Raw genomic sequence first — 12,607 nt, 5'->3', positions numbered from 1 at the left:
ACGCATAGATGTTTTCTGGACATGCGCGCCAGAGGTGATCAGTTCCTGAAATACAACTCGTCCAGTTGGCGTCGGCGTATCGACAGATACTCATCCCAAACTTTGGCGAAGTCCTCGTCCCGAGTCAGCGGAAAGGTCAGATAAATGTGCATGCCCACCACGCTGATGTATTGCCGTTCACGCTTGAACGCTGGCTGCTCGTAATGCGAGATGCTCTCGTCGTAGGCGTGATGGTAGTGATAAATGCTCGCTCGATGGGGCGCGATCATGCCCCGCGCAAAGTCGATCACCCAGCAATGATTAATCGCTGCACTCAAGTAGCCGTACACACCGTCGCTCGAGAGCCGAATGCACGAACTGGCCTGAGTGCCGTCCTCATCGTTGACCAGAATGATCTGGTCAGCGAAGTACTGAATAGTCCTGCCGTCCGGTCCTTGCAGAACCAAGCCCCAGCCTTCAGCCCCCATGCGGAATTCGCCCCGGTTTTCAAAGGTGGCGGTCCAGCCGTTGGCGAGGGTGATCTGATGTTTATTCATGGGGTTTCCAAGTCTTCGGGTTAAAGCGTTTCGATCCGCGATTTCATGGTGATCTAAAGCGTGTTGGAAAGTGCCCGTCACTGGCGAGTGTCCTGCTGTGGCTGCGTCAATACGATGCTGCCTGCGAATGTACTTAAGAAGCAACGCCGCGATCTGATCCGGGCTTCAGGATTAATCGTTGGTCTTCCTCGCGGTTGCGGCAGCGCTCGGCAAAATCCGATGCGGCGGATGGATCGTTCAGGAACAGCGCGTAAGAGTCGCTGCTGATTTCGTAGTACTCCTCGTAATCCACCAAACGGTTGCTCACCGGGATGGAAAGGTACGGTGTACCAGAGAGGGTTTCGATACCGAGGGTGAAGCGTTCGGTCCGGTTGATGAACGTGTCGTTGAATTTCAATCTTCACCTCGCAGGCGCTCGCTGGAGTCATGAGTGTTCAGGGGGCCAAGGCCTAAAGGCTCATGTCTGCTTCGATGCGTTCTTCATAACTCGATAGTTTCTTCATGATGTTTTCGTCGGTCGAATACTTGTTCTTTAACTGCATCAATTGCTTGTCCGTGCCCTTGCAAGCTTGATTGATGGCGCTGATCACCTGGCTGAGGTTGTCTGGGTCTGCCGGATCAGGTTCGGGGATTTCTCCTCTGAGAGTGTCGCAGTTGTCTCGGTTTTTGGTGAAGCTGGATACGTCGGGTGGGAGCGGACTGGTGGTATCGGTTGCTTGAGAAACAGCGGGAAATCTCAGCGTGAAAAGCATCAGGCCGGTCGCAATAATGCTCATCTTGGTGCTCGTGATTGGTGAGTAATCCAGACGCGGGTTGCGTTAACGCGATCATGTTCAACCACGATGGATATCATCGTAATCAGTTGCCTTGGGCGTTGAGTGAATGCCTTTAGCCTCTTGAGCGTGATAATAATTTTCAATGGTCAATGTCGGGTCGATTTTAGCCATTAGAACGCAGCCTTGATTCTGCCAAGGGTAATCCAGGTTTTTTTGCATCATGCCGGGCAGTATGGTGCGATCCCAGACTCTGGATTTTGTCTCACGCCAGCGGTTTGGATTACGGTTGGAGAGTTTGTCATGGGCCGAAGTGGCAGGGTCTAGATCACGGAGTTGTTCCAGGAATGGTAATTCCGGTAGTGGCTGACTTACGTCCATGTAGCGCTGTAAGGTATCCCAGAAAGCCATGCATTCTTCACGACTCATTCCCAGCGATTGAATTTTCCCGCCGAGGAATATCTCAAAGTCGTAGTAACGATGATGTAACCAGATAGCCGTGCCACTGCTACCGTACGGGCCAGGCCGAAATTCCATGGTCGCATCGAACTCATAGAATGGTGCTGTGAAGGCTGAGCGGAATCGACGAGAGATGGTGAGCATTCCGGTTTTTCTGTTGAATTCATTTCCCGCAGATCTAAGCAAGTTAAAGTAACGGTCAGCTATCCAGTCCCACCCGACTAGTCCCATAAATGCAATTACTATGATTGCTCCTACAATCAAGATCATTGCCGGCTTGGGGGTGATGTACGCCATCAGCGCTAGTACCACGACTATCGGCCATAGCACCATCACCGCCGAACCGATGCTGTAGTTTCCGATGTCGAAAAAAATCTCGTTTTTTCGCCAGATGGTGTTAAGCACATCACAGGGTTTTTCACCGGTTGGAATGGGTAGCGGCGCCAAATAGTCGTTGCGCGAAAACAATCGTTTTTTTGTAGTGCCTGCCGGTGGCGTACTCATATGCTGCCCTTGGGTTGTAAGTCCTGCTACTCATCATCAAGCTAATGCTTGATCTGTCTGGGCGGCTAGTTCGGCTTCACGCTTGGTGATAGCTTCTTCCAGTTCTGGGGAGCGCTTGGCCCATTGTTCCGGTGGCAGTGGTTTGGACCATTCAATGATTTCGGGATAGGTCAGGTTGGGCGGCGGATTCAATTTCCAGCGTTCAAGTACGTCAATCAGCAGCGTATTAAAAATGAAAATGCCGCAAAAGCCTTCCCACAAAGCGGTTACAAACCATCCTCTCAACTCAGCGGCTTTCTTCAGATCGTCGAAATAGGTAGCCCATATTCCTTTGGATCTGTCGAAACGAGCCGTCTGGTCCTCAACAGCATTCGGACCGATTTCCATGTAACTACGCATGCATTCCCAAAGCGCCATGGCGGTGGTGCCGCCGCCACAGTTAAAACCCAGTGAGAAGTGTTTGTTGTCATCTTTTGCCTGTGGATCAGGGTTCTCAAATCCAATGATTAAAAGGCCCATCGTGGCTTTACCTGCTTGGCTAACCGAGGAGTGCTGCGTTGCCGCTGCGGTTACGCTCTCCCACGGAACTATCCAATATTCGCCGCCCTCCCGCGGGACATATACCTCACGGCGCTGGCGGTTGAAGCGAATAGGCAAGGGCACGTCAAGGAACAGTCCTTGAATCACTAATAAGATAGGGATCCCCACAATTATTAACCCTCCGCCCCATATGAGAGGATCGGGAAGTATGTAACCCAAAAATGCAAACAACAGAATCATCGGCCAGATCACCATCACTGCTGAACCAATGCTGTAACTACCTATATCAAGAAATACGTCATTTTTTCGCCAAATGATATTGAGTACGTCAGAGGGTTTTCTCCCGGTAGGAATTGGTAGTGGTGCTAAGTAATCATTTCGCGAAAATATGCGTTTTTTTGTAGTGCCTGCCGGTGATGCACTCATGTGCTGCCCTCGGGTTTATAAGTCCCGCTACTCATCATCAAGCTAATGCTTGAGCTGTTTGGGCGGCTAATTCGGCTTCACGCTTGGCGATAGCTTCTTCCAGTTCTGAGGAACGCTTGGCCCATTGTTCGGGTGGCAGTGGTTTTGACCATTCCACGATGTTGGGGTAGGTGAGTTCGGGCGGGTGGGAAAGCGTCATGTCCTGCAATTTCTCTGCTACATAGGTTCCTAGAATCGTGATGCAGAATATTCCCCATAAGACATTCAGCATGTCTCCCTTGCGCAAGTCGGTGATGATTGAACCGATCTGTGTTTCTTCGTACGGAGCAACACCCACTCCGCTATCAGGCACAGGGTCCGGCCCTATTTCCATGTAGCTGCGGGTGCACTCCCACAACGCCATGGCCGTCGTACCGCCGCCACAGTTGAAGCTCAGTGAAAAATGTTTGTTGTCTTCTGTTGCCTGCGTGTCAGGGTTCTCAAAACCAATGATTAACAAGCCCATGGTTGCCTACCTGCTTGGCTTACCGAGGAGTGCTGCGTCGCCGCTGCGGTTACGTTCTCCCACGGGACTATCCAATATTCGCCCCCCTCTCGCGGAACACATACCTCGCGGCGTTGACGGTTAAAGCGAATAGGTAAAGGCACTGCGCGAAAAAGCCCTTGAATCAAAAACAGAATCGGGATGCCTGTAATGCAGGCCCCCAAGATTAAGGCGTCCGGATCGTCAAAAAAATAAGCTAATGCTAAAAAAAGTATCACCACCGGCCAGATCACCATCACGGCTGAACCGATGCTGTGGTTTCCGATGTCGAGAAAAACCTCGTTTTTTCGCCAGATGGTGTTAAGCACATCACAGGGTTTTTCACCGGTTGGAATGGGTAGCGGCGCTAAATAGTCGTTGCGCGAAAACAATCGTTTTTTTGTGGTGCCTGCCGGTGGCGTACTCATGTGCTGCCCTTGTGTTTTAAGTCCTGCTACTCATCATTAAGCTAATGCTTGATCTGTCTGAGCGGCTAGTTCGGCTTCACGCTTCGCGATAGCTTCTTCCAGTTCTGAGGAACGCTTGGCCCACTGCTCGGGCGGCAGCGGTTTCGACCATTCAATGATTTCGGGATAGGTCAGGTCGGGCGGCGGATTCAATTTCCAGCGTTCAAGTACGTCAATCAGCAGCGTATTAAAAATGAAAATTCCGCAAAAGCCTTCCCACAAAGCGGTTACAAGCCATCCTCTCAACTTAGCGGCTTTCTTCAGATCGTCGAAATAGGTAGCCCATATTCCTTTGGATCTGTCGAAACGAGCCGTCTGGTCCTCAACAGCATTCGGACCGATTTCCATGTAACTACGCATGCATTCCCAAAGCGCCATGGCGGTGGTGCCGCCGCCACAGTTAAAACCCAGTGAAAAGTGTTTGTTGTGATCTTTTGCCTGTGGATCTGGGTTCTCAAATCCAATGATTAAAAGGCCCATGGTGGCTTTACCTGCCTGGCTTACCGAGGAGTGCTGCGTTGCCGCTGCGGTTACGCTCTCCCACGGAACTATCCAATATTCGCCGCCCTCTCGCGGGACGCATACCTCACGGCGCTGGCGGTTGAATCGTATCGGTAACGGTACTGGGCGTAACAAACCCTGCACCAGAATCATGGATGGAATTCCGATAATGATCCCACCACCAATAAGAATAAAAATACTGAGATCTGGTGAAATATTTCTGAAACCAAAGGCCAGAGATAAAAACAGCATTAGTGTTGGCCACATGACCATTACCGTTGATCCTACGCTGTAGTTACCAATATCGAGAAACGTATCGTTCTTGCGCCAGATAGTGTTGAGTACATCTGAGGGTTTTTCGCCGGTAGGGATGGGCAGCGGCGCCAAATAATCGTTGCGCGAAAACAACCGTTTTTTTGTGGTGCCTGCCGGTGGCGTACTCATGTGCTGCCCTTGGGTTGTAAGTCCTGCTACTCATCATCAAGCTAATGCTTGATCCGTCTGGGCGGCTAATTCGGCTTCCCGCTTGGCGATAGCTTCTTCCAGTTCAGGGGAACAATTGGCCTATTGCTCGGGTGGCAACGGTTTTCACCATTTGTGCTCTAATTTAAGACATCGACTTTCTCCGTTGTGCAGGTGGCCTCGAGTGGTAAGTTGGATTTAATAATATCAGTCGCTTCTTCTCTTTGTGAGTCAAAAAAAACATAGAGGCTTCCTAATGCTAGGTGCTTGGAGTTTTTTTGTGGTACGCCATACTCAAGTTCTACCATGTTTCTGTTTGTTGATATTATTAGTTTTTTTAGTTCTTTCCATTGTAAGAAATGGTGGTGATACTCGGTGTGCAAGTTTTGATAGTTTTTAGAGTTTGCCATCGATAGATACATCAATCCCATGCCTCCAGGGCCTACCATCGCGCCTATCAAAAAAACTGGATCAATCGTTGCCAGAAAAATGAAAATAATCGCAGTTACACCGGCGAACCACTTAACGAAAGTTAATGTCCATTTGGCGGGGGATTTCCACTCGCAATACTCAATTCCAGACTTGGTAAAGCGATAAGCAAAACTTACCCGCTGGTGGGTCATGCACGAAATCGTAAATAATATGAAAAAAAAGAAAAATACACACGATAAGGTTCGCCATGGCTGGCTCATTCCTTCATAGACAGAATACATAATGAAAGAACCGCCGAGCGTGATTGCAGCCATAAAAGCAAGCATGCAATTAGCCACGAATGTGTTGTAGTTTCGTGCGCGAATGGCCCATTCCAAAAGCTCTGGTTCTGCAGAGTACTTCCATTGGAGTTGCGGCGGTAAATCAGGTGCTTTGTTGAAATTGAATATTGTATGAATCATTTTACTATTCCGTTAGGCACAGCCAATTTCAAAAACATGGTGCTTTTTTTATTTAACACAATGTCTTCCTTTAGCTCGCCGCTGAAGGCGTTGTTGGCTCGGTCGGCTTCACTTGGAGTCCTTTCGAGCGCTAGTCGAAACATATAACCGCGTTTATCTTTGCGTTGAAGCACTCCTGGTGGGTATTTGACCTCTACCTCAAGAACGGGGCTTTCTGTCGACGAGTTGATCCACACTTGCCACAGTCGATGGGGGGCGGTGTCGGAGTATTTGAAGTCAGCCGGGTTGGATCCGATGATTGGACCATCGGGTAATTTACCGAGCTGTTTTGGGTCGACCCAATTTCCGTTGAGAAATTGTTCGTAAAAGCGTTCTTTCGTGAACTGGAGTTCGTTCGGCGAAAGATAGTTGATTTCGACCATAGCCGGTTGCAGGGTCACTTCTTGTCTCTGTAATGTAGAAGGCAATTGAATCTGGACCCAGAAGCCCAGCCATTTTCGAGGTGTGCTGCCGCCCCCGTAATACAACGCTCTACCCAAAACGCTGGGGCGCTGTAAGGTTTCTAGTAGTGCCTGCGTCTGTTTTTGATAGCCCTCGTCGCCTAACCACTCGGGTTCCGCGCCGAGACCCCAATTACAACGGTATAGCCATAGACGCAATCCATCGCGCTTGTAGCGATTAGCGGCCATTGTGATCATCAAATAAGCGATTCCGAGAATTGCCAAAATGATTGTTACAGGACCGGACATTACCCACGCAAAGCTGAACAAAGGGCCGAGCGCCATACCAGCCAATTGGCCCGTTGCAACTAACGACATTCCGAAAGTCACACCAAACTTCGCCCACAGTAGCGCTTCTTCTTCGCCACTCGTGGCACCGTTGACGTCTTTGGAAATCTGCCAAGCCTCAAGCCCCGTCGCAATGACTCCAAAAACAGCCCATGTCATGGTACGAAATATCAGACCTTTTGAAGCCGCTGCGAACTCGCTTGCCATCGCTGCTTTGGCACTATCTCCGACAGCCGTGGCTTTTTTAGCTGCTGATAGCCAATTTTTATAGGAAGCTTGAGCCACACTCCGAGTTTTTTGGCCTAGTTCAGCCGTCATTCCTCCCGCACGGCTCCAGGCTGGCCCAACCCATAAGGCAGCAATTGCATTGGCCGCGTAGGCTGCGCTTGACCCCACTAAGCGCGCTTCATCAGCAGAAAATTGACCATCGTTTTGCGCCTGCTTAGCTGTGTTGAAAACGTTCCACACATTCAAACCAACCAGCAACGCAGGCAAAGCATTGCCCAGGTTTTGCCCCATCCAGCTTTTGGTACGCACCAAATACTCATGTGTTCCCGCAATTTTGAGCTGCGCCACTACCTCTGACTGCCCTAAGTCGCGCAACCAACCATTTATTTTTGGTAGACCTGCGCTCAGTCGAGTACTGCCGGATGCTTTCGCTACGATTTGGTTGGGGCGCGTCAAGAAGAGGGCTTTCAGTTCTTCTTCAAAAACTTGCAGGGAAATCCGCGCCGAACGCTGATCGTAAGCAGCACCCGGGCGGCCCAATACGCCTTTGGCACCCGTAATTTTGTTGTTCAGGGTTGTCAGCTTCATCTGCCAGGCTTGATATTCACGCTGGTAGGTCGGATTGTAGGAGAGTTGAGTTGCGCTGGAAATTTCAGTGGAAATCAGCACTTGCGGCACAGCGAGTGTCAGTGCGATTTCTTGTTTCATCGCTGGTAACAGCAGGGTGCTCAATCCATGCCATGCATCTTTGGCCTGGTTGTTGGCGACTTTGATCAACGTAGTCAAGGATTGCTTGGCAGCGCTGCTCATTGCTTTGTAAAGCTTGCTGTTTTTGACGACATCGAGGTCCAGCACCGCTTTGATTTCTGCAACTCGGGTGGCGATGTTCGTGGCGTCGCTGGATGAGGTCGGCGTTAAAGTCGCGGCGCTGCCGTCACTTTCGCGGCCTTGTTCGTCCAGATTACCGGTAGTAGTGAAGTTGTGCGTCACCTGCTTGATCAGGGTGGCGAGTTCCGGGTTGAAGTTGAACAATGCCATGCCGAACAGCTTGCTCGGTTCCTTGGCCTGTTTGCACAACCATTCCTGGCCTTTTTCTCCATTGGCCAGCACGGTGTAGAGCGCGTGGGCGGTTTCGAGAAGTAGGCAGGCTTGCGCTTCATCGGCGGTGTCATGAAAGACCGCTTCAGCACTGGGGCTGAGCATGTCCAGCCACTTGAGCAGGTCCTGCTCGCTGCGTTTGCAATGCTCTTGAAGCCGTTGTGCTTCGGTAGTGGTTTTGCTCAGGTACTTCTGTACCTCGTTAAAGCGCACGTCTTCGCGCCAATAGCGCTTGGCGTTCCATTCTTCAAGGGCTGATTGCCATTTTTTCTGATCGGGTAGGTGTCCCCATTTAGCTTTAAATTTGGCTTGGGCCTTTGCCGTCGAAGGGGCTGAGCCCATCTCCACCATCGCGGCTTGATCGCCAGTCACAATGTCCTTGCCGCGCTCCATTTCATCATTAGTGCCCAGAAGGCTGTAAAGATCATCGGCGTAGTATTGGCGCTTGATCGGATCTTTGATCGAGTCGGGCGTAAATGCGTTGGTGTCGAAGCCACACAGGTTTTGCACAGCTATCGCGCTTTGCAGTTTGTATTGATTCAGCTTTTCAAACTGCCCCTGTTCCATGAGCCTGCCAGCAAGGTTCATGGTCAAGTCATCAACTATTCCCAGCGGGTCATCCAGTGCAATAAAAAGGGCAGTGTCCTGTTCAGGCACTTTGCCGCGTACCAATGCCTCTTCGAATGCGGGCTTGAATTCGCCACCTTTCTCAGGCGTTTGAGTGGGCAGCAGGGTGCTTAAGAAAGTGGGGGCGCTTTCGCCTGCAGCGAGGATGTCCGCGACACTTTTACCCAGTTCTGTGATCGGGCCGCCATGGCCTGCTTTGCCACTGCTGCAAAAGCTATCCAGGTTGACCTTACGCATCCATTGGGTCTGCTGAGTCGCACTGCTGCGCATCAGTTCGCACATACGCCAGGTCCACTGGACGGGCGAGTAAGCGATACGCAGCTGATTGCGACGGGGATAGAGCAGGTATGGGTGCGTTTCGCCGGGGTTGTTGCGCACATCCTTATTCAGTTGACCATCAGCCCATTTGTGGCGCGTGAACTGGTGACCTTTGACTTCGTATTCATGGAAAGTCTTGGCGACGCTGTCCCAAACATATAGCCAGCCGTCGCGCAGTTGGCGCAGGGTGTAACTGCGGGTTCTCAGTTCAGTCGGCTTGCCTGTCCAGTCCTTGGGAAGAGGGTTAGGACCCTGATTTGTGCCTTTTTTCGGTGATTCGTCCACCGCATAACGCACAGGAAATATGGCGACTTCACCGGCCATCAATGAGCACTGCCCCGAGCCCATTTGTGCATTGGTAAATGCCTGGTTTCGGTTGGCCTGTTTCAGTTGAGCTTCGGTCGCGGGCTGAGTCATCACACTTCCTTGTTTATTTCGATGTCCAGGCAATCGTTATCCATCTGCTGGATACGTATTTCCGGTGCGAGTCTGGGGGCCTCGGGGGTACGGGCCAACCAATCCTGATAAGGCCCTTTGGGGCTTTCGCTGAATCCTGCGCCCCAACGCAGGCTGTATTCAACCCAGATAGCGAGACTACGTTCGCTCGACAACCCCCAGGCTTGCGCTTCGTCCAACCGTCGAGAAAACCACTCGGTACGAATGCTTTTGTCCAGGGTTGATAGAGGCCGAGGATGGTATTGCTCAAAATTATCGTGCAGTCGCTCGATAAATTGCCAGCGTGCAGCCTGAGCAAGAGCGTCCAATTGTGCCTGACCCAACAGGGCGTAGTTATCCTTCCACTGCGGTGTCGGGGAGTTACGCTGAAAATTTACCCATTGAGCGGCGGCGGCTGACTCCCAGGAATGCAGCTCTTCAGGCATCGACCACGTTTCAATCGGACCAAGTATCGCATCCAGATGTTCGCCCTGATAACTGCCGAGCCAATGCCGAGTGACCAGCGGGTCGGCGAAGCGCAGCATGCCATTGCCCCCCAGTACATCGGAGGGAGCGATGAACCGTCTCAAGTGATCGGCGACGATGCTGATGGGCGCTCGGCTGGAGAGCAGACTGGCGTCAATCTGCTGGTCAGCATTTTGGTACGTCTGCGTCAGTAGATTAGTGGAACCCAAAGACTTGACCAGTATCGGCCCCAAATCCTTCAACTCTGCCCACCGCGTTCCCAAGTACAACGGTTCGATCTCTAACGGTTCGCCAAGTTGATACAGACTTGGGATCGCATCAGGACGCAGGACTCCGTCGATCAGCAAAAAGTTGGCGTTCGACGGGTAACTCATTTGGCGGCGTCCTTCGCTGCTTGCGCGGCAGCTTTTTCGCAAATTTCACAGCGTGGCGTGCGACGCATCAACGCCTGCCGCTGCGCCGGCACCAACAACTGCCCAGCCTTATCCGCATCCGCCTGTTTCAACGGTCCCGGCAACAACGGCGCTGCCCCAGTGCCACTGCCCGGGCCACCGCCCGAGTTGATGTTGATCACCGGCCCGCTCATGGTAACGCCAGCGGCGTCGATCTTGATGAAGCTGCCACCGCCGATCAGGGTCAGCTCTGCGCCAGCCTCCATCACCACTTTCATGCCGCTGCTCAGGTGAATTTCCTGCCCCGCATCCATGAACTGCCCAGTACCAATCTTGACGTGCTGATTCACCCCAACCGTTAGGTGGTCACTGGCCTGCGCCTCAACTTTACGGTCTTCATAAACCGTGTGATGTTCTTCGGCCTTGAATTCCGTGTAGCTGTTCTTCTCAACCGTATCGTGCCGCTCATTGCCGACCCGAATCTTCTGGTCGTGCTCGATGTTTTCATCCCAATCGCGCTGGGCATGCAGATAGATCTGCTCCTGACCTTTCTTGTCCTCGATACGCAGTTCGTTGTAACCGCCACCACCCATCGAGCTCAGGGTCTTGAACGTCGTGCGCGTCTTGTTCGCCGGCAGCGCATAGGGGACGGTGTTTTCCTTGTGGTACAGGCAGCCGCTGATCAGTGGCTGGTCGGGGTCGCCTTCAAGGAAGGTGACCAGCACTTCCATGCCAATACGCGGGATGGCGATCCCGCCGTACTGGGCGCCGGCCCAGGCTGAAGACACGCGTAGCCAGCAGCTGGTTTTGTCGTCGGCCTGGCCTTCGCGGTCCCAGTGGAACTGGACTTTGACGCGACCGTATTCGTCGCAGTGGATCTCTTCACCTTTGGGACCGGTCACCACGGCGCTTTGGCTGCCGAGGATGCGCGATTTGGCGTGGTGCAGGGGCGGGCGGTTGGGGACGTCCCACGGCGTGGCCTGGAAGCGGTTGCGGTAGCCCTGGTGGAAATCGTCTTTGAGTGCGGTGGTGTCGCTGGTCACCGATTCTTCGAGCACTTGCGGCTGTTTGCCTCCGTGGTGGACTTCGGTGAGCAGCCAGAGGTCGTTCCACTTGGCTTTCGGGTGCGCGGTGAGCGCGAGGAAATGGCCGCTGACCAGCAACGGTTGATCGCTTTTGCCTTCGGCCAACTGGAAGTCGCTGCGGTGGCGTTCGAGGGCGCGTTTGGCCAGGTGTTTGCCGCGCGCGCGGTCGACGAAGCGGCCGGGGTAGTCGTAATCCTCGAGGTCGGGCAGGGCGTCGCCACGGTTGTCGCTTTCGAGGGTGATTCGCGGTTTTTCGAAATCGTAATCGCGGCGCGTGGTGCGGCTGGTACGGGTTTCCAGGCGCAGGTCGAAGCGCTTGATCACCGGGTCGCTGGCGACCATGCCGGAGTCTTGCTGATAGGCCACGGGTTGGAGTTTCGGGAACACCGTCTGGTCATCGCCGAAGATCAGTTTGTGCGCCGTGGCGCTGTGCTGGAAGTGGTAATGGATACCTTCTTCCTCGCACAGGCGCTGGATGAAATGCAGGTCCGACTCGTCGTATTGCACGCAATAAATGCGCTCGGGGTAGACCGAGCCGGTCTGGAAGGCGTAGGCATTGCTTTGGATGCCGTGTTCTTCCAGCACCTGGCCGATGATTTTCGGCACGCTGAGGTTTTGGAAGATGCGCTGGTTGATGCGGTGCGCGAGGTACGCCAGTTGCGGGCGCAGGGTCAGCGAATAACGCGTCAGGCGTTTGCCCGAGTCGCCCTGCGCGGCGCGGTAGATCTGGCCGTGGATGCCGCTGCCGTCGGGCGACAGTTGCAGGAAGGCCGGTTTGTGCAGGAGGGTTTCGAGGTCCAGCGACGGTTTTTCACTGACCAGTTCCACCTCGAAAACGAAGGGCTGGCTGATGGCTTCCCGGCCTTGCAGGGTAAACACCTGAAAGTCGGCGGGGAGACCTTCGATGGTCAGGGCAAAGTGGGTTTCATTGGCCGGCGCGAACATCCGTTGTTCCTCGTGCTGTACAGCGGCGCGCGTCGACGGCCGCGAAAGCGGGCCAACGTACGCTAAATTCTGGAGGGGCGTAAACAACATCGACCAGCAGAGCTGGCCGATGTTTGTAACG

Annotated in this window: 10 protein-coding genes and 1 pseudogene; all 11 read right to left on the bottom strand. The window is 52.9% G+C overall.

Annotated features, from left to right (window positions below; translation table 11 throughout):
- Positions 1 to 38: 38 nt before the first annotated feature.
- The 11 genes and pseudogenes from JFT81_RS09195 to tssI all read right to left on the bottom strand — a co-directional run bounded on the left by JFT81_RS09195 (position 39) and on the right by tssI (position 12,486).
- Positions 39 to 536, bottom strand: a complete 498-nt coding sequence (locus JFT81_RS09195; RefSeq protein WP_201227045.1) for a hypothetical protein — start codon at positions 534 to 536, stop codon at positions 39 to 41.
- 133 nt (positions 537 to 669) lie between these two features.
- Positions 670 to 933 (bottom strand): hypothetical protein, encoded by a 264-nt coding sequence (locus tag JFT81_RS09190; RefSeq protein WP_201227044.1) that lies wholly within the window; start codon positions 931 to 933, stop codon positions 670 to 672.
- A gap of 52 nt (positions 934 to 985) precedes the next feature.
- Positions 986 to 1,312, bottom strand: coding sequence for a hypothetical protein (locus tag JFT81_RS09185; RefSeq protein WP_201227043.1), 327 nt, complete (start codon positions 1,310 to 1,312; stop codon positions 986 to 988).
- A gap of 57 nt (positions 1,313 to 1,369) precedes the next feature.
- Positions 1,370 to 2,272, bottom strand: coding sequence for a hypothetical protein (locus tag JFT81_RS09180; RefSeq protein ID WP_242485588.1), 903 nt, complete (start codon positions 2,270 to 2,272; stop codon positions 1,370 to 1,372).
- 36 nt (positions 2,273 to 2,308) lie between these two features.
- Positions 2,309 to 3,238 (bottom strand): DUF6708 domain-containing protein, encoded by a 930-nt coding sequence (locus JFT81_RS09170; RefSeq protein WP_201227042.1) that lies wholly within the window; start codon positions 3,236 to 3,238, stop codon positions 2,309 to 2,311.
- Positions 3,239 to 3,275: 37 nt separating this feature from the next.
- Positions 3,276 to 4,189, bottom strand: a pseudogene (locus JFT81_RS09165) (DUF6708 domain-containing protein).
- Between the two features lie 36 nt (positions 4,190 to 4,225).
- A complete protein-coding gene (locus JFT81_RS09160; RefSeq protein ID WP_201227041.1) occupies positions 4,226 to 5,173 on the bottom strand; it encodes a hypothetical protein in 948 nt (315 codons plus the stop codon).
- 158 nt (positions 5,174 to 5,331) lie between these two features.
- Positions 5,332 to 6,084, bottom strand: coding sequence for a hypothetical protein (locus JFT81_RS09155; RefSeq protein ID WP_207199846.1), 753 nt, complete (start codon positions 6,082 to 6,084; stop codon positions 5,332 to 5,334).
- Complete coding sequence (locus JFT81_RS09150; protein WP_201227040.1) at positions 6,081 to 9,560, bottom strand: T6SS effector BTH_I2691 family protein; 3,480 nt, start codon at positions 9,558 to 9,560, stop codon at positions 6,081 to 6,083. The genes JFT81_RS09155 and JFT81_RS09150 overlap by 4 nt, the downstream gene beginning before the upstream one ends.
- Positions 9,560 to 10,438, bottom strand: a complete 879-nt coding sequence (locus JFT81_RS09145) for a DUF4123 domain-containing protein (protein WP_201227039.1) — start codon at positions 10,436 to 10,438, stop codon at positions 9,560 to 9,562. Before JFT81_RS09145 ends, JFT81_RS09150 begins: the two co-directional genes overlap by 1 nt.
- A complete protein-coding gene (gene tssI / locus JFT81_RS09140) occupies positions 10,435 to 12,486 on the bottom strand; it encodes a type VI secretion system tip protein TssI/VgrG (protein ID WP_201227038.1) in 2,052 nt (683 codons plus the stop codon). The genes JFT81_RS09145 and tssI overlap by 4 nt, the downstream gene beginning before the upstream one ends.
- Positions 12,487 to 12,607 lie beyond the last annotated feature (121 nt).

This window comes from Pseudomonas sp. TH43 (assembly GCF_016650635.1).
Classification (GTDB): domain Bacteria; phylum Pseudomonadota; class Gammaproteobacteria; order Pseudomonadales; family Pseudomonadaceae; genus Aquipseudomonas.
The sequence above is the reverse complement of the archived record's forward strand: the minus strand, read 5'-3'. Positions and strand labels throughout refer to the sequence as shown.

What these genes read in the sequence shown, in the direction of transcription:
- tssI (WP_201227038.1), bottom strand. Translation starts at nt 12,486, where the DNA reads ATGTTCGCGCCGGCCAATGAAACCCACTTTGCCCTGACCATCGAAGGT.
- JFT81_RS09185 (WP_201227043.1), bottom strand. Translation starts at nt 1,312, where the DNA reads ATGAGCATTATTGCGACCGGCCTGATGCTTTTCACGCTGAGATTTCCC.
- JFT81_RS09160 (WP_201227041.1), bottom strand. Translation starts at nt 5,173, where the DNA reads ATGAGTACGCCACCGGCAGGCACCACAAAAAAACGGTTGTTTTCGCGC.
- JFT81_RS09150 (WP_201227040.1), bottom strand. Translation starts at nt 9,560, where the DNA reads ATGACTCAGCCCGCGACCGAAGCTCAACTGAAACAGGCCAACCGAAAC.
- JFT81_RS09155 (WP_207199846.1), bottom strand. Translation starts at nt 6,084, where the DNA reads ATGATTCATACAATATTCAATTTCAACAAAGCACCTGATTTACCGCCG.
- JFT81_RS09145 (WP_201227039.1), bottom strand. Translation starts at nt 10,438, where the DNA reads ATGAGTTACCCGTCGAACGCCAACTTTTTGCTGATCGACGGAGTCCTG.
- JFT81_RS09170 (WP_201227042.1), bottom strand. Translation starts at nt 3,238, where the DNA reads ATGAGTGCATCACCGGCAGGCACTACAAAAAAACGCATATTTTCGCGA.
- JFT81_RS09195 (WP_201227045.1), bottom strand. Translation starts at nt 536, where the DNA reads ATGAATAAACATCAGATCACCCTCGCCAACGGCTGGACCGCCACCTTT.
- JFT81_RS09180 (WP_242485588.1), bottom strand. Translation starts at nt 2,272, where the DNA reads ATGAGTACGCCACCGGCAGGCACTACAAAAAAACGATTGTTTTCGCGC.